Source organism: Rhizohabitans arisaemae, from assembly GCF_025996515.1.
Taxonomy (GTDB): Bacteria; Actinomycetota; Actinomycetes; order Streptosporangiales; family Streptosporangiaceae; genus Rhizohabitans; species Rhizohabitans arisaemae.
The window spans coordinates 131,119-157,583 of sequence record NZ_BLRH01000035.1; the positions used below are offsets into that span (position 1 = coordinate 131,119).

Consider the following 26,465-nt stretch of genomic DNA (forward strand, 5'->3'; position numbering starts at 1 on the left):
AAAGTTCTCTAGTTTTACCGAAGCAGGCGCTCCGCCTCCTCCTCGGAGAGCTGATCGATCTCCTCGGCGAGCCGCTCCTCCACGACGACGGCGAGATCCCGGACCGAGCGGGCGCTGAACAGCGTGTTCAGCGGCAGGTCCAGCCCCACCTCCGAGCAGAGCCGGGCCACGACCCGGGCGGCGAGCAGCGAATGGCCGCCCAGCTCGAAGAAGTCCTCCTCCACCCCGAACCGGTCGTGCCCGAGCACCTCGCTCCAGACCGAGTGGACCAGCTCCTCGCTCGCCGTCTCCGGCGGGACCGCGGCCAGGACCACGGCCCGGCCCGCCCCGGCCGCGTCCGGGGGTACGGGCAGCGCCGCCCGGTTCAGCTTTCCGTTCGGGAGTCGCGGGAACTCGGTGACCCCCAGGTAGACGCCCGGCGTCATCCCGCTCGGCAGGCGGTTGCGCAAGAACGCGCGGAGCTGCCCGGCGAGCTCGGCCGGATCCCCCGCCCAGTCCACGTAGGCGACCAGCACCTGCTCGCCCGAGGGGTCCGGGCGGACCGCGGCGACCGCCCGGCGGACCAGCGGGTGCTCCTCGCAGACCGACTCCACCTCCCCGAGCTCGATGCGCACCCCCCGCAGCTTGACCTGGTCGTCGAGCCGGCCGAGGAACTCCAGTGTCCCGTCCGTGTGCCGCCGTACCAGGTCGCCCGTCCGGTACAGCCGACGTCCGGGCTCCGCGGCGAAGGGGTCGGGCACGAAACGGTCCGCGGTGACCCCCGGGCGGCCGTGGTAGCCGCGGGCGAGCCCGTCCCCGCCGAGGCACAGCTCCCCCGGGACCCCGAGCGGCACCGGCCGCAGCGTCCGGTCCAGCACGTGGGCGACGGTGTTGGCGACCGGCAGGCCGATGGAGACGCTCCGCGGCCGGGCCGCAATCCGATGGGCGCACGACCAGATCGTCGTCTCCGTCGGGCCGTACAGGTTCCACACCTCGTCGGAGATCTCCGTCAGCCGGCCCGCCAGGGCCGGCGGGAGCGGCTCGCCGCCGCTGAAGATCCGGAGGGACTTCTCCGGCAGTTCGGGCAGGATCGCCTGCAGGACCGAGGGCGGCGCCTGCACGGTGGTCACGCCCGTCGTGGCGATGAGTTCGCGGAGCCCGCCGGACCCCACCACGACCGCCCCGCCGTTCAGCAGCGGGCCGAAGATCTCCAGCGCGGCGATGTCGAAGGAGAGCGAGGTGAGCTGGAGCACCCGCTCCGCCGCGGAGAAGCCGATGTCGGCGACGAGGTTGACCACGCCCCGGTGCGGCACCATGACACCCTTGGGGCGCCCGGTCGACCCCGAGGTGTAGATCACGTACGCCAGCCGGTCGGGGGAGCCGGCGGGCTGTGGGGCGTCCACGGGTCCCTCGTCGAGCGGCAGCGTGTCGAGCAGCAGTGTCGACGGGTGGTCCAGGGGCGCGAGCGCGGAATGGGTGAGCAGCAGGACGGCCCCGGAGTCGGCCAGCATGAAGGCGAGCCGGTCCGCGGGGTAGTCCGGGTCCAGCGGGACGTAGCAGCCGCCGGCCTTGAGCACCGCGAACAGCGCGACGATCGTGTCCGGCTCGCGGGGGAGGCGGACGGCCACCGGCGACTCCCGCCCGACCCCTTCGGCCCTGAGCAGGACGGCGAGCCGGCCCGCGCGTTCGTCCAGCTCCCGGTAGGTGAGGCTCGCCCCGCCGGACAGTACGGCCGGCGCGTCCGGGGTCCTGGCGGCCTGCTCGGCGATGAGCTCGTGCAGGCAGCGGTCCGGGTAGGCGGCCTCGGTACGGTTCCACGCGGTGAGCAGCCGGCTCCGCTCGGCCTCGTCGAAGAGGGGGAGCGCCGAGATGGGCCGGTCCGGGTCCGAGACGGCGGCGTCCAGCAGGGTGAGGTACGCCTGGACGAGCCGGTCGATCGTGGCCTGGTCGAACAGGTCGGGGCTGTACTCGATCCAGCCGTCGATCTTCCCCTGCGGGTTGCGCAGTTCCAGGGTGAGGTCGGTCTTGGTGGTGCGGTTGAGGTACTGGCCGTCCTCCTCCACGGTCATGTGGTTGAACCCGACCTGGAAGAAGGGCATCCGGCTGGGATCCCGGGGCGGCTGGAGCTCCTCCACCAGCTTGGCGAACGGGATGCTCTGGTGGTCGAGCCCGTCGAACACGGTGGTGGAGACCCGGCCGAGCGCCTCGGTGAAGGTCGGGTCCCCGCCGAGGTCGGTGCGGAGCGGGAGCGTGTTCACGAACATGCCGACCAGCGCGTTCAGTTCGGGCAGCTCACGTCCGGAGACCGGGACCCCGACGATCACGTCCGGCTGTCCGGACCACCGGGCCACCAGTGTCTTGAAGGCGGTGAGCAGGACCGTGAACGCCGTCGTGCCGTTCCCGCGGGCGAGTACGGCGATCCGCTCGTTCAGCTCGTCGGAGATCTTGAAGGGGCGGTGGTCCCCGCGGTAGGTGAACTCCGCCGGGCGTGGGCGGTCGACGGGCAGCCCGGTCTCGGCGGGCAGCCCGGCCAGGTGCTTGCGCCAGTAGTCGAGCTGGGCCGTGAGCTCGCCGCCGTCCAGCCGCCCGCGCTGCCAGACCGCGTAGTCGGCGTACTGGATGGGGAGCTCGGGCAGGACGGGTTCACGCCCCTCCCGGAGGGCGTGGTAGACGTCGGCCAGCTCGGGCCAGAGGACGTTCGACGACCAGGCGTCCTGGATCGCGTGATGGGCGATCATGAGGAGTCGCCAGTCGGCGCCGCCGAGCGAGCACATGCGCAGGCGCCACAGGGGAGCGCGGTCGAGCGGGATCGGGGTCTCCGCCTCCTCGGCCTTGATCCGGGCGAACTCCGCCTCCGCCTGGTCGCGGGGGAGCCCGGACAGGTCGTCGAAGACGACGTCGTAGGGGAGCTCCGGGACGATGATCTGGACGACTCGGTCGTCCCGGAGCTCGAACGAGGTGCGCAGCGCCTCGTGCCGGGCGACCATCAGCGTGAACGCCCTGCGGAACACCTCGGGGTCGAACGGACGCAGCTTGAGGGTGTACGAGATCGAGTTGACGTTGTAGACGGCCAGGTCCGCGTGGAGCCTGCCGAGGAACCAGGTCCGCTCCTGGGCGTAGGAGGCGGGGAAGACGCTTGTCATCGGGCGGCCCCGACGTGCCGGCTGAACTCCTCGGCGACGAGGGGGAGCGCGTCGGTCTGCCCGAGGGTCGCCAGCCAGTGCCATTGGTCGAGTACGTGGTACATGCGGTACAGGTCAGCCCTTTCCTGCCAGTCCTGCGGCAACGGTCCGTATCCATCGTTGAACGCCCGTACGCGGTCTGGGTCGCCGCGCATGGCGAAGTAGTCGGTTCGCGCGATGTCCAGCAGGGGGTCGCCGGAGACGGCGTTCTCCATGTCGATCACCCCGGTCATCCGCCAGACCCCGTTCTCCCGCGCCACCATCACGTTCCGCTCGTGGAAGTCGTGGTGGCACAGGACCGGCGGGCCGGCGCGGTCGAGCAGGTGCCGCCGGTCGGCGACGTACCGCTCCAGCGCGGCGTGCAGGGCCGGATCCCCGCCGAGATCGGTGAACTGGGCGAGCTTGGCGTCGAATTGCCCGCCGATGTAGGCGGCGTTGGAGCCCTGGGCGTCGACCCCGTCGCCGTCGATGGGGCCGAAGTCGCGCAGGGTCACGCCGTGGATCGCCCGCAGCGCCCGGCCCATCTCGGTGTAGAGCGGGAGCAGCGCGGACTCGGGCAGCTCGCCGGAGACCTCCGAGAGCGGCCGGCCTTCGACCTTGGTCATGACGATGTAGGCGTGGGGGAGGTCGGTCTTGGACTCGTCCCACAGCACCACCGCGGGGGCGTTCACCTCGGCGTTTTCGAGCAGGGAGTACACGTGCAGCTCCTTGCGGAGCCGGGCGGCGAACACCTCGGGGTAGATCTTGACGATGAACCGCAGGTCGGGCCGGGCGCAGACCACCTCGTAGACGGCGCTGATCTCCCCGCCGGTCCGCAGCAGCACCTTGTCGACCCGGACGCCGGGATACCTGCGGCCCAGGATGGTGGCGGCCTTCTCCGCGGAGAGCGGCATGGTGATCGCCTTGGCGAAGGCGGGCGCGGTCCAGGAGACGGTGATCCGGTTGCCCTCGGTCCGGGCTTTCAGCGCCTCGGCGCCGACGATGTCGTCGGGGGTCGCGTCGGGGACCTCGTCGTCGAAGCGCGAGTAGATCTTCAGCCGCATACAGATCAGCACGTAGCAGGCGATGCCCACCCCGAGCAGGATGAACAGGAAGGCGAGCCCGCGCCCGGGGCCGACCCCGATCACCGCGCCCACCGAGGAGGCCAGGGCGCCGCCCGGCATGAGCATCGGCTCCAGCAGGAGCTGGCCGACGGGGGCGACGATGCCCCAGCCCAGCGGGAGGGTGGACCAGGCGACCATCTGGTTGAGCGCCATCACCCGCCCGTGGAACCGCTGCGGCACCTTGACGTGGACGATCGTGATGTAGATCCCGTTGACCAGGGCGAGGGCACCCCACAGCCCGAACGCGCCGAGGCCCACCGTGACGGCCGACTCGTGCAGGCCCGTGACGACGGCGAAGCCGGAGAGCACGAGCGTGGCGATGAGCACCCCGCGCATCCGCCGTTTCCGGGGACCGCCCCACAGCGCCATCACCAGCCCGCCGAGGACCGTGCCGACCCCGCCGAGGAAGGAGATCCGGCCGGCCGTCTCGATCGAGTTGAAGGAGAGCACCAGGGGGGTGATCGAGAGCAGGGCCGCGGAGAGCATCGTGTTGAGCAGGGCGAAGTAGACGACGATCGCCCGGAAGTGCCGGTCGCCGATGGAGAGCTTGAACCCGTTGACGATCTCGGCCCAGAGCGACTCCCTGCGCTGGTGGGCCATGGTGGCCGGGAACTTCAGCACCAGCAGGGCGCCGAGCACGAACACGAGGCCGAGCACGTCGAAGACGATGATTCCCTTGAGCCCGATCGAGGCGAGCATCGCCACCGCCAGCAGCGGGGCGACGAACTGGGAGGTCCCGACCACCATCTGCATGACCCCGTTGGCGTGCCCGAGGTACTGCTTGGGCACCAGCTGCGGGAGCGCGGTGCCGAACCCGAGCCGCTGGATGGTGAGCGCGATCGACAGCAGGGCGGTGAGCGGGTAGAAGTGCCAGATCTGCAGGGTGTCGGTCCAGAGCAGGACGCCCAGGGTGAGCTGAGTGACCCCGGCGAGACCGTTTCCGGCGAGCATGACCCGGCGCCGGTTGGACCGGTCGACGAGTGCGCCGATGAGCGGGGCCGCGATCACACCAGGCATGATCGCGAGCATGAAGAAGACCGCGTAGTCGAGGAGCGACCCGGTGGTGGTGTAGATCCAGATGGGGATCGCGAAATCGGTCAGCGCCGTGCCGATCAGGGCCACGAGCTGGGCGGACGCGATCAACAGGAAGCGCTGCATGCTCGGCTTGGGGCCCGTGTCCCGAGCCGTCTCCTCGGGGGGTGGATTCGCCGTGGAGGAGGTCTCCTCCAGCCACCACCCCGCGCCGGGGCCGCGGGCCCGCGACCCCAGAGTGTCGGCGGAATCCTGCGCCATCGCCACATGGGAGTTGGTGAGAATCTCGGCCAGCTCGGCCGCCCGGTACTTGATGAAGTAGTGTCCCGCCTCGTCCAGGACGACCAGCGCGGTCTCCTCGGAGAGGAAGTGCCACTCCCGGTAGCGCTCCCGGTAGTAGTCGGTCGCCGGGTCCTGCTCCCCGACCACCGAGATGATCGGCGCCCGCAGCGGGGCGATGCGGTCGCCGAGCAGCCGGGTGAAGTACTCCTCCGCGTGCAGGGTGTCGACGCGCATGTTGCGCGCCATGAACTTGATCTGCTCGGCGTCGAGGCCCACGGTGTCCGCGCCCATCGACTTCATCCGGTTCTCGTACGCCCGGTCGCCGCGCAACCGGTCGTAGCGGGTGAGCCGGGCCAGCGGTCCCGCGATCCGCCCACGGGGCCGGGCGAAGGGGAAGATCGCCCCCATGTAGACCGCTTCGAGCTCGCGACCCGCCTCCTCCAGCAGGCGCGCGGTCTCCACCGCGATGGCGCCGCCGATGCCGCAGTGGCCGTACAGGACCAGCGGTCCCTCGATCCGGGCGAGGATCTCCTCCGCGCAGAGCCGGGCCACCTCGTCGATGGGTTTGGCGGCTTCGTCGGGGATCCCGGGGTCGTGGCCGGGGATCGCCAGCGCGTACAGCGAGCACCCGTTCGGGAGCGCGTCGGCGAGCGGCTGGAAGACGATGGGGTTGCCCCCGCCGTACGGGACGCAGACGTAGGTGATCATGCGCTGTCCCGGCGGAAGCGGCCGGGTCAGCTCGTACAGCAGGGCCCGCGGCCCGTCCGCGCCGCCCTCCGGACGCTCCAGCAGCATCGCCAGCCCCCGCACGGTGGGCCGGGTGAACAGATCCATCACCCCGATCGCGCGGCCCTCCCCGAACCCGATCCCAGGGTTCTCGGTCAGCGCCCGCCGGAGCTTGGCGGTGGCCTGGATCGCCATCAGCGAATGGCCGCCCAGCTGGAAGAAGTCGTCGTCCACCCCGACCTGCGGCACCCGCAGCACCTCGCGCCAGATCGCCGCGATCATGATCTCGGCCGGGGTGCTCGGCTCGGTGTAGACCTCCGCGGCCTCCCGCTGCACCTCCGGCTCCGGCAGGGCCGCCCGGTCCAGCTTGCCGTTCGGGGTGAGCGGGAACGCCTCCAGCGTCACGAAGACGCCGGGCACCATGTAGTCCGGGAGTACCTCGCCCAGCGCGGCGCGGAGCACGGCCGGATCCGGGACGGCGCCCGTCTCGGGGATCAGATAGGCCACGAGCCGCTCGTCCCGGACCACGACGACCGTGTCCCGGACCCCCGGCCGGGCGCGGAGCGCAACCTCGATCTCACCCAGCTCGATCCGGAGTCCGCGCAGCTTGACCTGGTGGTCGATCCGGCCGAGGAACTCGATGGCGCCGTCGGCGCGGAGCCGGGTGAGGTCCCCGGTCCGGTAGAGGCGTGACCCGGCGGGGCCGTACGGGTCGGGGACGAAACGCTCGGCGGTGAGGGCCGGCCGGTCGTGGTATCCGCGGGCCAGCTGCGGTCCGGCGATGTGCAGCTCGCCGGCGACGCCGACGGGCACCGGGCGCAGATGCTCGTCCAGGACGTGCAGCCGGGTGTTCTGCACCGGCCGCCCGATCGGGATCTCCGTCTCGCCGCCGGCGCAACGCCAGTGACTGACGTCGATGGCGGCCTCGGTCGGCCCGTACAGGTTGTGCAGTTCGCAGCCGGGGAGCCGGCTGAGGAACCGGTCGGCGGAGGCGGCCGGCAGCGCCTCCCCGCTGCACACCACGCGTTTCAGCGAGACGCACGCCTCGATCCCGTCCTCCTCCAGGAAGGCGGCGAGCATCGAGGGGACGAAGTGCATCGTGGTGATCTTCCGCTCGACGATGAGGTCGCGCAGGTAGGCGGTGTCCTTGTGCCCGCCGGGACGCGCCACGACGAGCCTGGCCCCCGCGAGCAGCGGCCAGAAGAACTCCCACACCGAGACGTCGAAGCTCGCCGGGGTTTTCTGCAGGACGGCGTCGGCGGAGGTGAGCGGGTAGGTCTTCTGCATCCAGTCGAGCCGGTTGCAGATGCCGCGGTGGGTGTTGGGCACGCCTTTCGGCTGTCCGGTCGAGCCCGAGGTGTAGATCATGTAGGCCGCGTTCGCCTCGGTCGCCGCCCGCTCCGGGTTCCGCGCCGGGCGGGACCTGTCCGGTTCGTCGAGCAGGACGATCGGGACGTCGGCGGTGGGCAGGGTCTCCAGCAGGGCCTTCTCGGTGACGAGTACGGCCGCCGCGGCGTCGGCCAGCATGAAGGCGAGCCGGTCCCGCGGATACTCCGGATCCAGCGGGACGTAGGCGCCGCCCGACTTGAGGATGCCGAGAAGGCCGATGACGAGGTCGAGGGAGCGTTCCGCGCAGATCGCCACGCGGGACTCCGATCCGACGCCGAGGTCGCGCAGGCGGTGGGCCAGGCGGTTGGCCCGGGCGTTGAGTTCGCCGTACGACAGCCGCCCGTCCTCGAACTCGACGGCGATCGCCCGCGGGTCCCGCGCCACCTGGGCCTCGATCAGCTCCGGCAGGGTCGCCCGATCGGGGTAGGGCTCGTCCCGTCCGGCGGCGGCGTCCAGGATGCGCGCCAGCTCGGCGTCGCCCAGCAGCTCCAGCCGGGAGACCTTGGTCCCGGGGTCGGCGACGATCGCGCGCAGCACCGCGGTGAGGTGCCCGCTGAGCCGGGCGATCGTCTCGGGGTCGAACAGGTCCCGGTTGTAGATGAACATCCCGTCCAGGCCGTCGGGCTGTTCGACCACGTAGAGTTCCAGGTCGAACCGGGTGTTCCCGCCGATGAAGGTGTACGGCTCCGCGACCAGCTCCCCGGCCCGGCGGTCCTTCGTCCCGTTCGCGTAGCTCTGCATCGTGAAGATCACCTGGAAGATCGGCGACCTGCTCACGTCCCGTTCGACGTTCAGCTCCCCGACCAGCTGCTCGAACGGCAGCTCCTGGTGCGCGTAGGCGTCGAGGACGCCGCGGCGGGTCCGCGCCAGCAGCTCGGCGAAGTCCGGGTCGCCCGTCAGGTCGGCCCGCATCGCCAGGACGTTGACGAACAGGCCGATCATGCGCTCCAGCTCGGTCCGCGGCCGCCCGGCGACCGGGGAGCCCACCGCGAAGTCATGCTGCCCCGAATGACGGGACAGGACCGTCTGGTAGGCGGCGAGCAGCGTCATGTAGAGGGTCGCGTCGTGCTCCCGGCTCAGCCTGGTCAGGGCCGCCGCCAGATCGGGGTCGAGGTGGAACCCGTGCGAGGCCCCGGCGAAGCTCTGCTCGGCCCGGCGCGGCCGATCCAGGGGGAGCTCCAGCGGGCCGACCCCGAGCAGCTGCTCCTTCCAGTACTCAAGGTCGGCGGCGACCGCCGGTCCGGAGAGCCGCTCCCGCTGCCACGCGGCGAAGTCGCCGTACCGGATCGGCAGTTCGGGCAGCTCCGGGCGGCGGCCCGCGGCGATCGCGCCGTACGCGGCGCAGAGCTCGTCGGCGAGGATCTCCATCGACCAGCCGTCGCTCACGATGTGGTGCAGCGCGACCAGCAGGATGTGCTCGGCCTCGGCGAGGCGGACGAGCACCGCGCGCAGCAGCGGCCCCTCGGTCAGGTCGAAGGGGCGCGCGGTCTCCACGCCGAGGATCTCCACCGCCCGTCGCTCCGGCTCGGCCTCGGCGCTCACGTCGACGCGGAGCAGCCGCACCGGGGCCTTCTCGTGCACGACGAGCAGCGGCTCGCCGTCGATCGAGGTGGGGAAGCAGGTGCGCAGCGTCTCGTGCCGGGCGACGATCTCGTCGAGGGCGCCGGTGAGGGCCGCGGTGTCGAGCGGGCCGCGGAGCCGCAGCGTGAGGGGGATCGTGTAGGCGCCGCTTCCGGGGACGAACTGGTCCATGAACCAGAGCCGCTCCTGGGCGAACGACAGCGGCGGCGGGCCGGCCTCGGCCGGGAGTCTCGGAATCGTGAACGCCGGGCCGCCGGTACGGCGGCGTAGCCGCTGCTGGAGAAGCCTGCTCTTGGCCGCGGACAGCTCGACGTTGCCGGAGGACAGCCCAGGGGAGGTCGTCACGCTGTAGCTCACTTTCCCTCAGATGCGAATGGCAGCCCTCCCGGGCTGTTAATACGCCGTTTCTGCGGATTTAAGCGATTACTTGCTGAACGACGTCATTCATTCATACGAAACCGGGTGAAGTCGAGAGGCTGTCCGGCGAGGGGTAAGGCAGAGTACAGGGGCCATACATTGTGATGCTTAACTGGGATAAATCCGTTATATGAAGTGGGTAACCAGGCACCGGCTGAAATAATAGTCGGATTTGTGCTATTTTATCCGGTTTTAGATAGTGTGGGAATACTGTTAAACCGGTGAGCCGTGGACGCCTGATCATGCCTAGGCTACTTTACCGCCATACCTGACAATTGTTATGGATGGTGGAGATGAAGCGACTGATCACCCTCGGGTTGTGCGTCCTCACCGTGGCCACCCTGTCCGTCCAGGGGTCCGCGTCGGCGACCGCCGAACCCGCTCCCGCCGGGCGGGAGGCGGCCACCTCGCCCCACCTGGCCTGGCGGATCACCCCCACCGGGGTCGCCGCGCGCCTGCGCGGGCTCTCGGTGGTCAGCCGCGACACGGCGTGGGCCTCCGGGAGCGGCGGAACCGTCATCCGCACCGAGGACGGCGGCGTGACCTGGCGGAACGTCTCCCCACCCGGGGTCACCGGCCTCCAGTTCCGCGACATCGAGGCGTTCGACGGCAGACGGGCCGTGATCCTTTCCATCGGCGAGGGCGACGCCTCACGCGTGTACCGCACCGAGGACGGCGGCGCGAGCTGGACCCAGACGTTCGTCAACGACGACTCCCGGGCCTTCTACGACTGCGTGGCCTTCTTCGACGACCGCAACGGACTCGCCATGAGCGACCCCGTCGACGGCCGGTTCCGCATCCTGTCCACCGAGGACGGCGGCCGGAGCTGGCGGGTCCTCCCCGCCGACCGGATGCCCCCCGCCCTGCCGGGTGAGGCCGGGTTCGCCGCGAGCGGGCAGTGCCTGGTGGCCGAGAAGCACGGCCGCAACGCCTGGATGGCCACCGGCGGAGCCGCGGAGGCGCGGATCTTCCACACCCGGGACCGAGGCCGCAGCTGGACGGTGGCGACCGCGCCGATCCCCGGCGGCGACCCCGCACGCGGCGTCTTCGCGCTCGCCTTCCGCGACGGGCGGCACGGGATCGCCGTCGGCGGGGACTACCGCCCGGACCAGGCGTCCCCGGACGCGTCCGCGCTCAGCCGGGACGGCGGGCGGAGCTGGAGCCCGGCCCGGCGCCACCCGCAGGCGTACCGTTCGGGCGTCACCTGGATCCCGCACACCGGCGTCGCGGCGATCGCCGTCGGCCCGACGGGCAGCGACCTCACCCTGGACGGCGGACGGAGCTGGCGCCCGTTCGACACCGGCTCCTTCGACACCGTCTCCTGCGCCCGCGACCTCGGCTGCTGGGCCTCCGGCGAACAGGGCCGCGTCGCCCGCCTCACCTTCGCGCGTACCCCCTCCTGACCGGCTCCGCGGGTCGCCGCCGACTGTTCCGGTGATCGTTGTGGTGTACGGCCCTTCCGGGGTGGGTACCGCATAAGGATCACCGGACGGCCGTGGCGTGATCGTCGGTGTGTTTTCCGTTGTCGCGATACGGATCACCGACGGAATCGGATTTTAGTGGTTTCTCCAGTATTGAGGCAGTCGGCCAAACCATTAGGGTGGGGAGCCGCTTGCCGGTCGACGCGGAGAATGGTGAAGAACACAGATTTGTCAGCTAGCCGGAAGTCATCGGCGTATTGGCAGGTCAGCTAGGCGCTATACGGGTTATATACGTGGGGTAAACACCGTGGATCCACGCTGAGGTGCTTCTGACGACCTCAGTGGAGGGAGATCCGGTCCGTGAAACCCCCCAGACTGACACGAACCTTGTCAGCCGTGGTCTCGATATCCCTGGTGGCGACAATCGCCCCCTCCGTCTCCGCCGAAGCGGCGCCCGTCCGGCCGCTCACCCCCGTCCCCACCCCGCGGGCCGCGTGCCCGGCCGAAGCCCAGGATGAGAACTCGGCCACGCTGATCGCGCGGCTCTGCGGCAAGCGGGTGAAGATATCCGGTCTCACCACCGAGATCGACGAGTACTTCGCCAACCCGGACGGCACCACGAGCCGGGAACACGACTTCCGTCCCGTCCGGGTCAAGCGGGACCAGGGCTGGGTCCCGGCCGACGCCACCCTGGTGCGGGCCGCCGACGGCTCGATCGCCCCCAAGGCGGCGGCGCTGGACGTCAGGTTCTCCGGCGGCGGCGCCGGACCTCTGGTGCGGGCGTCCCTGGAGGGTACGGAGCTCACGCTCGGCTCCCCGGTCGGCGCCCTGCCCACGCCCACCCTGACGGGGGCCACCGCGACCTACCCCGAGGTCATGCCGGGCGTGGACCTCCAGGTCACCGCCGACGTGGACGGCTTCTCCGAGAAACTGATCGTCAAGAACCGGTGGGCGGCGGCCAACCCCGCGCTGAAGCGGCTCAGTTTCCCCGCCGTCACGAAGAAGGGCTCACTCAAGGCCGACGGGGACGGCAACCTCACCGTCACGGCCGCCTCGGGCAAGGAGGTCTTCGTCGCCCCGGCCGCGCAGATGTGGGACGCCTCCCATGAGCGCTCGGTGAAGGGCCTGCGGGTCCCCGGGATCACCACGGACACCGCCGAGGAGGGCAAGCGCCGCCCGATCGCCACCCGGATCGCCAAGGGCGCCCTCGAGGTGCTTCCGGACACCGCCATGCTGACGGACCCGCAGGCGAGGTTCCCGCTCGTCATCGACCCGGGGTTCACCTCGTACCGGTACAGCTGGAACTACGTGGAGTCCGCCTACCCCACCACCCGCTACCACAACACCGCCGAGCACGCGCGGGTCGGCAGCTCCAACGGCGGCTCCAGCAAGATCCGGTCCTTCTGGAACATGAACCTGGCCGGGATGGGCACCCGCAAGACCATCCAGGCCGCCACCTTCAGCGCCCGGGAGATCTGGGCGTGGAGCTGCTCGCCGCGGAACGTCGAGCTGCACCGGGTGCCCACGGTGGCCACCACCGTCACCTGGAACACCCAGCCGGCCGGCAACAAGTTCATCGGCGCGAAGAACGTCGCCTACGGCTGGTCCTCGGCCGGGATCGGCGGGGCGTCCAGCTGCCCGGCCGCCTGGGTCGGCTGGGATGTGAAGACCGCGCTGCAGGAGATCATGAACAGCGGCGGCACGTCGATCTCGTTCATGCTCAAGGCGGCCAGCGAGACCGACAACACCCACTGGAAGCGGTTCGAGAACAACCCCAAGCTCACCGTCACCTACAACACCCCGCCCGCGGCGCCGACGGCCCTCACCGCCGCGCCCTGCTCGGCGGTGTGCGCGAGCCCTGCGACGGTGACCTCGCTGCGGCCCACGCTCAAAGCCAGGTTGACCGACCCCGACGGGCAGCCGGTCAACTCGGTGTTCGAGGTGTGGACCCCGAACCGGACGACCCTGGTCACCTCGGGGGCGGTCGGGGACGTGGCCTCGGGGTCCGTCGCCTCCTGGACGGCTCCCGCGCTCACCGAGGGAACCACCTACCACTGGCGGGTCCGGGCCGGTGACCGGATCGACCTCAGCGCGTGGTCGGCCTGGCAGGTGTTCACCGTGGACACGGTCACCCCGGTGGCTCCGACGATCACCTCGGCGGACTACCCGGCCGACGACTGGGCGCTCGGCGCCGGTCAGGCGGGCACGTTCACGATCACGCCCGCGAACGCCGACGCCGCCGCCGTGCTGTGGAGCTTCGACAACGGGCCGCAGCAGAGCGCGGCCGTCACCGGCGGCGCCGCGCACGAGGTGGTGTTCACCCCGGCCACCAACGGCCCGCACACGCTGACCGCGTGGGTCCGGGACGGCGGCGGCAACGTCTCACCGGCGGCGACCTACACGTTCAACGCCGGAAGCTCGGCGGTCACCTCGCCCCAGGACGGCTCCACGACCGCCCGCCGGGTGACCCTTTCGGCCGCCGCGGACCAGGGCATGACCGACGTCACGTTCTTCTACCGGCGCGGCTCGGCCGACACCTGGAACCAGGTCCCGGCCGCCGACGTGCGCCGCAGGTCCGACGGTTCCGCCGTGACCTGGCCGGTCCCGCTGACCGGCGGCACCTCGCCGGCGCTGGTCTGGGACGTCGCCCGCACCCTGGCCGAAGACGGCGCGGTGCAGATCCGCGCCCGGTTCGGCATGGGCACGGCCGCGCCCGCCCACTCCCGGCAGGTCGAGATCACCGTGGACCGGAATTCCGGCGGGGCCGCGACCCAGGCGGTCGGCCCGGGATTCGTGAACCTGCTCACCGGCGACTTCAGCTTCGGCGCCGGCGACGTCTCGGCGTTCGGCGTCGGCGTCATGCGCTCCTACTCCTCGCGGGACTCCGAAGCCGCGGGAAGCGACGGGCTGGTGCCGGTGTTCGGCGCACCGTGGACCTCCACGGGGCTCTCCGAGGCGGCGCCGAGCACGTACAACCTGCTCAGGCCGACCTCGGCCACCTCGTTGGAGATCGTCAACATCGAGGACCAGGCGATCGGCTTCACCAAGAACGCCGACGGCACCTGGTCCGCGGCGCCCGGGTTCGCAGACCTCACCCTCACCTACACCGCGGGGAACGACCGCTACACGCTCGCCGATTCGGGCACCGGGAACACCACGGTGTTCGCGAAGGTGGACCCGGCCGCGACGAGCTACCCGGTGCGGACCGTCTACCCGCCGACGGGCGACGGCACGGCGGTGTTCTTCCACGAGAAGGTGACGGGGGCGGACGGGGTCGTCCGGGCCCGGCCCACCAGGATCGTCTCCCCCCAGTCGCCGTCGCCGGCCACGTGTGACGTCGACGACCCGGCGACCCTGCCGACCGGCTGCCGGGTGCTTCAGTTCGTCTACGCGGACCAGAGCACCGCCACCGCGGAGCAGCCGGGTGACTACGCGGGACGGGTAAGCCGGATCCTGCTGTGGAAGGGCGGCACGGCCACCGGCGAGTCCCTGGCCGAGTACCTGTACGACGCCGACGGGCGGCTCCGGGAGACCTGGGACCCGCGGATCGTCCCCGCGGCCAAGACCGTCTACACCTACGACGCGGCGAACCGGGTGACCTCCTTCGCACCCCCCGGCGAGCTTCCGTGGACGTTCGTGTACGGCCGGGTGGGCAACCCCGAGACCGCCGGGGACGGCATGCTCCTGAAGGTGTCCCGGCCGACCCTGGTTCAGGGGAGCACCACCCAGACCGACGGCGTCGCGACCACCTCGGTCGTGTACGACGTGCCGCTGGCCGGGGCCGCGGCGCCGTACCCGATGGCGGCGGAGGACACGGCCACCTGGGGCCAGGCCGACACCCCGGTCGACGCCACCGCGGTCTTCCCGCCCGACTCGGTCCCGGCGGCCCACACCGGGGTGAGCGGGCTCGACTACCGGCGGGCGACCGTGCAGTACTTCAACACCGAAGGCAGGAGCGTCAACCAGGTCGAGCCCGGCGGGCATGTGACCACCGCCGAGCACGACCGGCTCGGCAACGTGATCCGGTCGCTCTCGGCGAGCAACCGGGCACTCGCCCTCGGCCAGGGGCAGCAGGCGGCCCAGGACCTGACCGAGCTCGGCATCGTCGGACTCAGCACCGCCCAGCGGGCCCGGCTGCTCTCCACCGAGTCCGTCTACAACGCCGACGGGACGCGGAAGGAGTCCGACCTCGGCCCGATCCAGATGGTGACACTGGAGGGGAGCCTGCCCGCCGAGGGCACCCTGGCGGCGCTGCCCGCCGGGAGCCGGGTCGCGGCGCGGGCCGCGACGGTCCTCCGCTACGACGAGGGCCGCCCGACCGACGGGACCGCCGAGGTGGAGAACGTGGTCACCACGAGCACGGTCGGCGCGCGGATCGCCGGGCGCACGACGGACGGCGACCGCAGATCCGTCCGCACCTACTACGACTGGACGAAGGGGCGGATACTGAAGACGGTCGAGGACCCCGGCGGGCTCGCCTTGACCAAGACCATGTCCTACGACTCAGGTGGCAGGCTCCGGGAGAGCACGATGCCGCGCTCCGACGGCAACGACGCGGGGACCACGGTCCGCGAGTACTACACGGCGGACGGCACCGGGGTCTGCGGCGGCAAGCCGGAGTGGGCCGGGCAGCTCTGCCGGGTCCGGGCCAAGGCCGACGCGACCGGCGGCGGCGCGGGCCCCGCGCAGCTGGTGACCAAGACCTACGAGTACCACGCGAACGGACGGGCCAACCGGCTGATCGAGAACGTGGCCGGGGTCACCCGGACCACGGTGACCGAGTACGACGGCGCCGGGCGCGCCGTCAAGGTCACGGTGACCGGAGGCCTGGGCGTCGCCGTACCCGAGGTGACCACCGAGTACGACGCCGCGGGGCGGCCCGTACGGATCACCGGGTCCAACGGGACCGTGATCACCCGCGGGTACGACGCCCTCGGGCGGCAGGTCTCCTACACCGACGCCGCCGGCGGTGTCACCCGGGCCGAGTACGACGCACTGGACCGGGTGGTCAAGAAGGTCGACGGGGCTCCCTCCACGACGACCTACGCCTACGACCACCAGCGGGAGCCGCGGGGCCTGGTCACCTCGCAGACCGACTCGGTCGCCGGCACCCACACCGCGACCTACGACGGCGACGGCGCGGTGATCCGCGAGGACCTGCCGGGAGGCGTCTGGTACGGCGTGCTCAGGAACACCGTCGGCACCCCGGTGTGGCGCGGCTACCAGAGCTCGACCGGTGCCTGGCTGCTGAACGACTCCACGGCCTTCTCGGTGCACGGCCGGCCGATCGACCACCAGGGGGTCTCCTCCCAGTCGTACGGCTACGACGCGGCCGGGCGGCTGACCGAGGTCAAGGACCGGGTGGGACCGGTCTGCACCCGCAGGGCGTACGGGTACGACGCCAACTCCAACCGCACCTCGCTGAACACGGCGAGCTCGCCGCCCGGCGGCAGCTGCCCGGTCACCGGGGGCACGGTGAAGAACCACACCTACGACACGGCCGACCGGCTGGTGGACTCCGGCTACGTCTACGACGCCTTCGGCCGTACCACGGCGACCCCGGAGGGGGAGAGCTACGAGTACCACGTCAACGATCTGATCGCCTCGGCCAGGTCCGGCGACACCCGGCAGACCTGGTCGCTCGACCCGCAGCTGCGGCGGAACCGCATCGCGGTGGACCGGCTTGAGGCGGGTGCCTGGACCCCGGTCACCACCCGGGTCGACCACTTCGGCTCCGACGACGACAAGCCGTCCTGGACCGTGGAGAACACTTCGACCGGTGCGGTGACCAGGAACGTCCCCTCCATCGCGGGGGCGCTGTCGGCGGTCACCTCGGCCACCGGGAACGTCCGGCTGCAGCTGCTCAACCTCCACGACGACGTGCAGGTGAGCTACGACCTGGCCACAGGCGTGCCGACCGTGCTCGACTTCGACGAATTCGGCAACCCGCGTCCCGGACAGGCCACGGCACGGTACGGCTGGCACGGCGCCGCCCAGCGCCAGGCGGACACCCCCGGAGGGGCCGTCCAGATGGGGCTCCGGCTCTATCAGCCGAAGACCGGCCGGTTCCTGCAGACCGACCCGGTCGAGGGCGGCGGGGCCAACTCCTACGACTACGCGGGCCAGTCGCCTGTCGGCAACGCCGACCTGGACGGCCGGGCCTGGTCCTCGTGCCGGAGTTTCTGGGAGTTCGCCTTCGTGCACTGCGGAATGCGCTCTGTCTGGTACGCGAAGAAGTGGCGTTCCGTGCAGTGGGTGAAGACCGCCGGAGGCTGGTGGGTCCGCGGCATCAAGTACGACAACTGCACGAAGGCCCCGGACAAGCCGTTCGGGATGGACTTCCGGGCGGCCTGCCAGATGCACGACTACGGCTACGCGCTCTACCGGGCCGGCGAGCTGGTGGCCAGCAAGTATCAAGTCGACTATGTGTTCTGGTATGTCCTGCACTTCGGCGTATGCAAGAAGTACAAGTGGCGCCGGGCTCTCTGCTACCGGACCGCTTACGAGTACTACACGGCGGTGGTCCTGTTCGGCTGGCCGTAAGCCGGGCACACCGTGACCGGGCGGGGGTTCTCGTGAGGGCCCCCGCCTCCGGCCGTACCCCATCCCCAAGGAGGTCGTGTGAAGATCGGCACCCTCGTCTGGTTCGTCGCCCTGCTCGTCGCCGGCTCGGCGGGGGTCGCCCTCTGCCTCGCCACCGCCGAGACCCTCCCCGGAGCCGCTCCGGACCTGTTCGACTCGTCGTATCTCGCACCGGTGTTCGGCGTACTCGCGGTCCTCGCGGCGGTGGCCTCCTGGTTCCGTCCCGGAGCTTCGGCGGTATGGGGGTTGGCGGTGGCGGTGCCGTTCTTCGCCGTCCTCGCCTTCCGGGTCGTGGTCGACGGCAGCGGGGACGGGCTCTGGGTCGTCGGACTCGGCATCCTGATTCTGCTGACCGTCCTCCCGGTGAGCGCGGCCCTTTTGACCGCGGTGTTCGCCCGCCGGGCACCTTGACAGCCGCTTCTCCCACGGGATCGACGTCGTCGACGGCGGGTTCGTGTTCGGTCCGCTCATGCTCCCGGTCGTTTCATCGACGGTCCCGCCGATCGCGAGCACGATCACCGCGGCGATTGCCGGGCGGAAAGCCCGATGACCACCTGCCCACGGGGCCGATGGCGAGAGGAGACAGACCGGAAAGCCACTGACAACGACACATACAGTGCTGATAAGGAGGCTTGACGCCCCTCGTAAGGATCGTGCAGATTATGCATGGCATGATCCTCTTCGACAGGGGCTGTGATGGATTTTGCCATCCTGGGGCCAATTGAGGTCAGAGACCAGGCCCTGCCTCGCCCGCTCGCCGGGCTGAAACAGCGGATCCTGCTCGCCACCCTCATCCACCACGCCAACCAGCCGGTCCCCCAGCACCTGCTCATCCACCGGCTCTGGGGCGACAACCCGCCGCGGACCGCGGCCGACAACCTCCGCCTGTACGTGTACCAGCTGCGCCGGGCCCTCGGACAGAACCGGATCGCCCGCAGCCAGGGCGGCTACCGGCTGGAGATCCGGCCCGGTGAACTCGACGCCGACCGGTTCGAGAGCCTCGCCGAACAGGGCAGAACCGCCCTCGCCGCCGGCGACCCGCACCAGGCGGCCGACCTGCTCCGCCAAGCCGTCGCGCTGTGGCGGGGACCCGCCTACGCCGACCTGGAAGCCGTTCCCGAACTCCAGGACGACGCGCTCCGGCTGGAGGAGCGCCGGCTCGCCACCCTGGAAAATCGGATAGAGGCCGATCTGGCCATCGGCGACGGCGCCGTGCTCATCGGCGAACTTCTCCTCCTCGTCGGCGAGAACCCGCTGCGCGAACGGCTGCGCGGCCAGCTGATGACCGCGTTCCACCTGGCCGGACGGCAAGCCGAAGCGCTCTCGGTCTACGCCGACGCCCGCCGCATCTTCGCCGCCGAGCTGGGCCTCGACCCCGGCCCCGAACTGCAGCGGCTGCACGAGGCCATCCTGACCGGGGCCCCACCCCCCACCGGCCGAGCCGAACCGAGTGAACGCCGCGCCCTCGCCCAGCTCCCCCCGGACGTCGGCGACTTCACCGGGCGAACCGTGCACGTGAAGAAGCTGACCGCGCTGCTCGGCCCCGCCGGCAAGGCCGTACCCGACCGGCGGCCGGTCACCGTCTCGGTCATCGCCGGGATGGGCGGCATCGGCAAGACCGCGCTCGCCGTCCACACCGCGCACCGGCTCTCCGGGGCCTTCCGGGACGGTCAGCTCTACGTCAACCTGCGCGGCGCGGAGGCCGACCCCGCCGACCCGGCGCAGGTCCTCGGCCGGTTCCTCACCGTTCTCGGCGTCTCCGGCCCGAGCATCCCCGAGTCCCTGGACGACCGGGCCGCGCTGTACCGCAGCCACCTCGCCCACCGCCGGGTCCTCATCGTGCTCGACAACGCGGCCTCCGAGACCCAGGTCCGTCCGCTGCTGCCCGGAACGGCCGGCTGCGCCGTACTCCTCACCAGCCGGACCCGGCTCACCGGCCTGGAAGGCGCGGCGCTGATCGACCTGGACGTGCTCTCCCCCGGGCACGCGGTCGAGCTGCTCGCCCGGATCGCCGGGCCGGAACGCGTCGCCGCCGAGCCGCAGGCGGCGGGCGAGATCGTCGCCCTCTGCGGGCACATCCCCCTCGCGGTCCGGATCGCCGGGGCCAGGCTCGCCGCCCGGCCGCACCGCAACCTGGCCTCCTTCGCCCACCGCCTGCGGGACGAGCACAGCAGGCTCGACCATCTCGCCACCGGAGACCTGGCCGTACGGGCGAGCCTGGCGCTCAGTTACGTGGGGCTCGCCCCCCGGACCCGCATGCTCTTCCGCCGGCTTGGCCTGCTGCAGGCCCCCGACTTCGCGGCCTGGGTCGCCGCGGCGCTGCTCGACGTCCCCTACGCCGACGGCGAGGCGGAGATCGAGGCGCTCGTCGACGCTCAGCTGCTCACCGTCTCCGGGACCGATGCGAGCGGGCAGATGCGGTACCGGTTCCACGACCTGCTCCGGATCTACGCGCGGGAGTGCGCCGAACTGGAGGAGACCGAGCCGGAACGGGAGCGGGCGCTGGTCCGGGCGTTCGGCGCCTGGCTCGCGCTCGCCGAACGGGCGATGGAACGGGTGCCCGGCCCCTGCTACGCCGTGATCCACGGCACGGCACCCCGCCACCGGCTCCCGGGCGACCTCGTCGACGAGCTGCTCGCCGACTCCGTCGCCTGGTTCGACGCCGAACGGATCGCCCTGCAGGCCGCCATCGGGCAGGCGTGCGCGATGCGACTGGACGAGTTCGCCTGGGATCTGGCCGGCTGCCTGGAGCGCTACCTAGACGTCCGCGGCTTCTTCGGTGAGTGCCGCCAGGTCAACGAACAGGTCATCCGGGTGTGCCGGGAGACGGACAACCGGCTGGGCCACGCCGTCATGCTGCGCGGCCTCACCGACATCACCACCTGGGTGGAGAGCGGCCACGAGGGAGACGCGATGGGCTCCCTGCACACGCGCAGCGCCGAGCTGGTCCGGCTCTTCGCGGAGATCGGGGAGATGCGCGGCCTCTCCGACGCCCACGTCATGTGCGCCTGGGGACTGGCCGGCCAAGGGCTCACCGAGCAGGCGCTGGAGTCCGGACGGCTGGCTCTCCGGCTGGCCGAGGAGTCCGGCCACCTCGCCGGTCAAGCACGGGCCCAGCTGGCGCTCGGCGTCGCCAACGGGCTGCAGCACCCGGAGGTGACGCTGGCCCACCTCGACGAGAGCCTGCGGCTGGCGCGCCCGCTCGGCAACCGGCGCTTCGAGTCCACGATCCACCAGTTCATCGGCCTGGTGCACAGTGAGCGCGGCGACTACCAGGTGGCCCACGAGAACCTCACCCGGTCGCTGCTCGTCCGGGGGGAGCTGCACGATCCGACGTCCGAGTCGCTCACTCTGGTCGCCCTGGCGGGGCTGTACGCCAGGAACGGGGACGCGCGGGCCCGGCCCACCGCCGAGGCGGCGGAGTCGCTCGGCCGTCAGTACAACCTCGGGCACCATCTCGCCCACGCCCTCTGGGTGCTCGCCCGGATCGACCTCACGGAGGGCGAAAGCGCCGCGGCCGTCCCGCGGATGGAGGAGTCGGTCCGGCTCTGGCGGACCCGGGGCTGGAAGTCGTTCCTCGCCGACGCCTTGATCACTTTGGGCCGGGTCTACCTGGCGAACGGGTCGGACGCGGACGCGGTCACGGTCTGGCGGGAGGCCGGTGAACTCTTCGCCGCGATGGGCGACCATGCCAAAGTGAGCGAGGTGGCGACCCTCCTGGACGGGCTCGCGGGGGAGGGGGAGTCCCGCGCGGCGTCGTCCAGGCGCTGACCCGAAACCGGGCTAGGCGAAGGACGGCTCGAAGAGCGCCCAGACGATCTTTCCGCGGAGTCCGTGCGGGGTCCAGCCCCAGCGGGCGGTGAGCGCGTCCACCAGGTGAAGCCCACGGCCGGTCTCGGCGAAATCGCTCGCCATGATCGGCGCGTCGGCGGTGAGGTCCCGGACCGCGCAGGCCATCTGGGACCGCATCTGGAGCAGCCGGAGCTGGATCGGCCGGTCCCCGGGGAGCCGGTCTGCTTCCCGCAGGCCGTACCGGAGGGCGTTGGTCACCAGCTCGGAGACCACCAGCTGCGCGTCGCCGTACAGGTCCTGCAGGTTCCAGCCCCGGAGTGTCTCCTTGGTGAACTCCCTGCTCGCCCGGGCGGAGACGGCCTCGGGGGCGAGGTCACAGGTGACGACGTCCGGGGTGAGCCGGTCGGAGAACACCCGTGCGGGAGCCGGCACGTCGTGCCGGGGTGAACCGCGGGGGAGATAGTCCAATTCGAGTGCGGCCAGGAGCCAGCCGGGCGCTTCGCCCCTGATTGCCTTGCCTGCTCCCCCTGGTGCCAGGTGTGCGGTCATCGGGATCCCTGCGGCATCGTCTCAATCACACGGTCCTGCATTGCTCGCTACCACTAGCCTTCTTCCCGTAGCTTACTGATGCAAGCACTGATGCAAGTGCAAACGTTGTGAACATGCTGACACATCGTCTGGATCGACGACCACAGATGAACACATTGACGTTCCCCGTTGTCGACGGGAAGTCACGGATGAGAGGCTGAACGCTTATCCATTCAACGACCGCTCGGGGAGTGCACCCATGATCACAGCGCGGGCGGAGGAGGACGGACCCGTGGACTCCCTTCTCTCGCAGTCGCAGGGCGGCGGCCCGACGGTGCTCCGTATCCTCCTGGGCGCTCAGCTCCGCAGGCTGCGACGGACCAGGGGTATCACCCGGGAGGAAGCGGGCCACGCGATCCGCGGCTCCCACGCCAAGATAAGCCGTCTGGAACTAGGACGGGTCGGCTTCAAAGAGCGCGATGTGGCCGACTTGCTGACGTTGTACGGCGTAGTGGACAACCAGGAGCGTGAGGCACTGCTCACCCTCGCCCGGCAGGCGAGCACGCCCGGCTGGTGGCACAAGTACAGTGACGTGCTGCCCAGCTGGTTCGGCGTCTACGTCGGGCTGGAGGAAGCCGCCTCGCTCATCCGGACGTTCGAGATCCAGTTCATCCCGGGGCTGCTCCAGACCGAGGACTACGCCCGCGCCGTCATCATGCTCGGGCACCGCCACGCCCCGCGGGAAGAGATCGAGCGCAGGATTCGGCTGCGGATGCAGCGGCAGAGCCGCCTCTACCGCGACAACCCCCCGAGACTCTGGGCGATCGCCGACGAGGCGACGCTGCGCCGCCCGGTCGGCGGGAGCGCGGTGATGCGCGCCCAGATCGAGCATCTGCTCAAGGTGACCGGGCTGCCCAACATCACCCTCCAGGTCTTGCCGCTCGACCGGAGCGGGCAGACCGCGGCCAACGGCCCGTTCAGCATCCTGCGGTTCCGTGAGCGCGAACTCCCCGACCTGATCTATCTCGAACAGCTCACCAGCGCCCTGTACCTGGACAAGCAGGAGGACACCCAGAGCTACCTGAGCGTGATGGACCAGCTCTCCCTCGGGGCGTACTCGGCCTCGGAGACCACGGAGTTCCTGCAGTCGCTCCTGGAGGAGGGCGGCTGACCGCCGCACTCCCGAAGCGGCCCGGCCGGTCGCCACTCTGCGTCATCTTCCCAGTACATATGGAACGCCGGATTATTCAGGTGTGCATGCGCTACTGTTTCGGCTGGGCCCTTAATCCGATGGGAATGGCCCTTATTTCCCCTCGCGTGCGGAACGACCACGAGTGAAACGCCGCCGAGGCGGTACAAGGTTCTCTCCGCACAGTTCATGGAGTGATGTCACATGAATCAGACACATAATGGAATGCCCGCAAACCAGCTCGACGGCGTAACCTGGCGGAAGAGCTCGCGGAGCAACCCCAATGGGAACTGCGTCGAGGTGGCCACGCTGGCCGACGGACAGATCGCCGTCCGCAACTCCCGCCACCCCAGCGGTCCGGCGCTCCTCTACACCCCGAGCGAGATGAGCGCTTTCGTCCTGGGTGCGAAGGATGGAGACTTCGACTACTTGATCGCCTGATCTGAGTCGACCGTCGGTGAAGACGACGCGGCGTACGAGCCGTCCGAGACGTTTGTGCGCCGCGTTAAATATCTCCAGACTTTCACTGAGGAACCGGAGCAATACCCTTAAACACCGGCCGCCGCGGAACGGCGCAGGCCGGATCGTTCCATAATCTATCATGATCGCGATCAACCGGCGAATCAGACACTCCGTCATGAACCATGGTCAAAAATCATGACATGGCGGCATTGAAGGGATGCTGTATGGGTCATACCTTCCCGGTATGGATCTCGAGCTCCGCCACCTCAAAATCGTCCGAGCGGTCGCCGAGGCCGGCAGTGTCACCAAGGCTGCAAGTGCGCTTGGGCTGGCGCAGCCCGCCCTCACCGCGCAGCTGAAGCGCATAGAACGATCGCTCGGCGGACCCCTGTTCATGCGTGATCGCTCGGGCGCGCGACCCACACCCCTCGGTGAACTCGTGCTGGCCCGCGCGCGTGTCCTCCTCCCCGCCGCACAGCGGCTCCAGGAGGAGGCGACCCGATTCGCCAACGCCGGGGAGAGCACCCGGCAGTTCCGGCTCGGCGCGACCAACAACCCCGTCCTCGGCGGGCTGGTGGACCGGCTCGCGACCGCGTACCCGGCCACCGCGATCAGCACCTACACCTCCTGGTCGGCCGAGGAACTGGCCGGGATGACCGGTGCGGGACGGCTGGACTTCGTGCTGACCGGCGTGTGCGGGGACAGCGCGCCGCCCGCGGCCGACGCCCTCGTCTGGCAGACCATCGCCATGGACCCGGTTTTCGTCGTGGTCAACGAGCGCCACCCGCTTGCCGACGTGCCTGAGGTCGACCTGATCGAGCTCGTCGAGGAGAACTGGTCGGTCACCCCCGGGGACGGCTGCTTCGGCGACTGCTTCGCCGCCGCCTGTGCCAAAGCCGGGTTCACCCCGAAAACCATCTACGAGACCGATGTGGCCACCGGCGGCTACCTCGCCCAGGTGGGCCGGGCGGTCGCGCTCTGCCAGGCCACCTACCGGCTCAGCCACGGCCTGGCCGTCGTGCCGCTGGCCGGTGCGCCCCTGCAATGGCGGCAGCTGCTCGGCTGGCACCCCGAGTCACCGGCGGCCGCGGCCTCCCCCCGGGTCACCGCCTACGCCAAAGCGGCCCACCGCGACGTCGTCCGGCGGAGCCGCAGATACGCGGAATGGCTCATCCGCAACCCCAGATTCGGTACCGCCCCATAGCACGGTGATAGGGGCAAATTAATAGATCCTCGCGCCAGGCGAGTGCGGCTACCTTGGCGGCACCCCCCATCCAAGGAGAGCCCATGCTCCGTCGCCTGGCGTCCGCGGGAACCGTTATCGCGGCCACCGCCGTCGTCCTCACCACCGCACCCGTCTCCGCGGAACCCACACCCCTGACCGCGGACGGATTCGCCGTCAAGCCCCCGCCCGCCGAGATGCTCGACGCCATGCAGCGTGACCTCCGGCTCACCCCGGAGCAGGCGATCACGCGTCTGGCCAACGAGGAGCGCGCCGCCCGTCAGGAGAACACGCTCCGCAAAGGCCTCGCCGGCAAGTTCGGCGGCGCCTGGCTCAACGCGGACGCCTCCAAGCTCGTCGTCGCCACCACCGACGCCGGCCAGCTGAAGCGGATCAGTCTGGAGGGCGGCCAGCCGGTCCTGGTCGCCAAGAGCCTGGCCCAGCTCGAAGCCGTCAAGGCCCGGCTCGACGCCGCGGCCGCGTCCGGCAAGGGCTCGGTCCCGCTCTGGTACGTCGACACACCCAGCAACAGCGTCGTCGTCCAAGCCGCCGACCAGGTGCAGGCCGACGCCTTCATCGGCGCCGCCGGCCTCGACCGCAGCGCGGTCCGCGTCGAGATCTCCGCCGAGCAGTACCGATCCCTCTACGACATCCGCGGCGGAGACGCCTACTACATGGGAAGCGGCGGGCGCTGCTCCGTCGGCTTCTCGGTCACCCGCGGCACCCAGCAGGGCTTCGCCACCGCCGGCCACTGCGGCAACGTCGGCGAGAGCGTCTCCGGATTCAACCGGGTCGCCATGGGCAGCTTCCAGGGCTCCTCGTTCCCCGGCAACGACTACGCCTGGGTCGCCACCAACGCCAACTGGACCGCCCAGCCGTGGGTCAAGAGCGGCAGCTCCAACGTCACCGTGGCCGGCTCCACCCAGGCCGCCGTGGGCGCCTCCATCTGCCGGTCCGGTTCCACCACCGGCTGGCGCTGCGGAACCATCCAGCAGCACAACACCAGCGTCACCTACCCTGAAGGCACCATCACCGGCGTGACCCGCACCACCGTCTGCGCCGAGCCCGGCGACTCCGGCGGCTCCTACATCTCCGGCAGCCAGGCCCAGGGCGTCACCTCCGGCGGCTCCGGCAACTGCACCTCCGGCGGCACCACCTTCCACCAGCCGATCAACGAGATCCTCTCCGTCTACGGCCTCACCCTGAAGACGAGCGGGACCCCGCCGCCCACCGGCTGCACCGGCTACCAGAACACCTACACCGGCTCGCTGACCAGCGGCGGCCAGCAGTACCAGCCGACCGGCGGCAGCTACACCACCACCGTCACCGGCACCCACCGCGTCTGCCTTGACGGACCCAACGGCGTCGACTTCGACATCTACCTGCAGAAGCTCTCCGGCACCACCTGGAGCAACGTCGCCAGCGGCACCTCCGCGAACCCCGACGAGGCCTTCACCTACAACGGCACCGCGGGCACCTACCGGGTCCGCGTCCACGCCTACAGCGGCTCCGGCTCCTACACCCTCGGCCTGACCCGCCCATAACCCCTTAGCTCGGCTTCTCCCCCCGGCATCCGGT

At 70.7% G+C, this 26,465-nt stretch carries 11 protein-coding genes; 8 read left to right on the forward strand and 3 right to left on the reverse strand.

All coding sequences use genetic code 11. From position 1 onward, the window contains the following. Window positions 1-14 precede the first annotated feature (14 nt). Window positions 15-3,122: a non-ribosomal peptide synthetase gene (locus RUR_RS22800; protein ID WP_283137195.1), complete on the reverse strand. Its 3,108-nt coding sequence runs from the start codon at window positions 3,120-3,122 to the stop codon at window positions 15-17. Further along, window positions 3,119-9,619 (reverse strand): non-ribosomal peptide synthetase, encoded by a 6,501-nt coding sequence (locus RUR_RS22805; RefSeq protein WP_283137196.1) that lies wholly within the window; start codon window positions 9,617-9,619, stop codon window positions 3,119-3,121. The genes RUR_RS22800 and RUR_RS22805 overlap by 4 nt, the downstream gene beginning before the upstream one ends. A 365-nt stretch (window positions 9,620-9,984) precedes the next feature. Here RUR_RS22805 and RUR_RS22810 point away from each other — a divergent pair, with 365 nt between their 5' ends. The 4 genes from RUR_RS22810 to RUR_RS22825 all read left to right on the forward strand — a co-directional run bounded on the left by RUR_RS22810 (window position 9,985) and on the right by RUR_RS22825 (window position 21,465). Then, window positions 9,985-11,094 carry a WD40/YVTN/BNR-like repeat-containing protein gene (locus RUR_RS22810; protein WP_283137197.1) on the forward strand — a complete coding sequence of 370 codons (1,110 nt, stop codon included), beginning with the start codon at window positions 9,985-9,987 and terminating at the stop codon, window positions 11,092-11,094. 414 nt (window positions 11,095-11,508) lie between these two features. After that, complete coding sequence (locus RUR_RS22815; RefSeq protein ID WP_283137198.1) at window positions 11,509-17,655, forward strand: phospholipase A2; 6,147 nt, start codon at window positions 11,509-11,511, stop codon at window positions 17,653-17,655. Window positions 17,656-17,733: 78 nt separating this feature from the next. Continuing rightward, entirely contained in the window at window positions 17,734-18,105 is a 372-nt protein-coding gene (locus RUR_RS22820; RefSeq protein WP_283137199.1) for a hypothetical protein, read from the forward strand. Between the two features lie 285 nt (window positions 18,106-18,390). Next, complete coding sequence (locus RUR_RS22825; protein ID WP_283137200.1) at window positions 18,391-21,465, forward strand: AfsR/SARP family transcriptional regulator; 3,075 nt, start codon at window positions 18,391-18,393, stop codon at window positions 21,463-21,465. Window positions 21,466-21,477: 12 nt separating this feature from the next. On the opposite strand, the gene RUR_RS22830 is transcribed toward RUR_RS22825, so the two are convergent. Further along, window positions 21,478-22,035, reverse strand: a complete 558-nt coding sequence (locus RUR_RS22830) for an ATP-binding protein (protein WP_283137201.1) — start codon at window positions 22,033-22,035, stop codon at window positions 21,478-21,480. A gap of 238 nt (window positions 22,036-22,273) precedes the next feature. On the opposite strand from RUR_RS22830, the gene RUR_RS22835 reads away from it, so the two are divergent. From RUR_RS22835 to RUR_RS22850, 4 genes are all read left to right on the forward strand, one after another. Then, the gene (locus RUR_RS22835) at window positions 22,274-23,185 is read left to right on the forward strand and encodes a helix-turn-helix domain-containing protein (RefSeq protein WP_283137202.1); all 912 of its coding nucleotides are present in this window, start codon (window positions 22,274-22,276) and stop codon (window positions 23,183-23,185) included. A 222-nt stretch (window positions 23,186-23,407) separates the two neighbouring features. Continuing rightward, window positions 23,408-23,644, forward strand: a complete 237-nt coding sequence (locus RUR_RS22840) for a DUF397 domain-containing protein (protein ID WP_283137203.1) — start codon at window positions 23,408-23,410, stop codon at window positions 23,642-23,644. Window positions 23,645-23,909: 265 nt separating this feature from the next. Further along, on the forward strand, window positions 23,910-24,869 hold the full coding sequence (locus RUR_RS22845; protein ID WP_283137204.1) for a LysR family transcriptional regulator: 960 nt from the start codon (window positions 23,910-23,912) through the stop codon (window positions 24,867-24,869). A gap of 83 nt (window positions 24,870-24,952) precedes the next feature. Next, window positions 24,953-26,431, forward strand: a complete 1,479-nt coding sequence (locus RUR_RS22850) for a S1 family peptidase (RefSeq protein ID WP_283137205.1) — start codon at window positions 24,953-24,955, stop codon at window positions 26,429-26,431. Window positions 26,432-26,465: the final 34 nt, after the last annotated feature.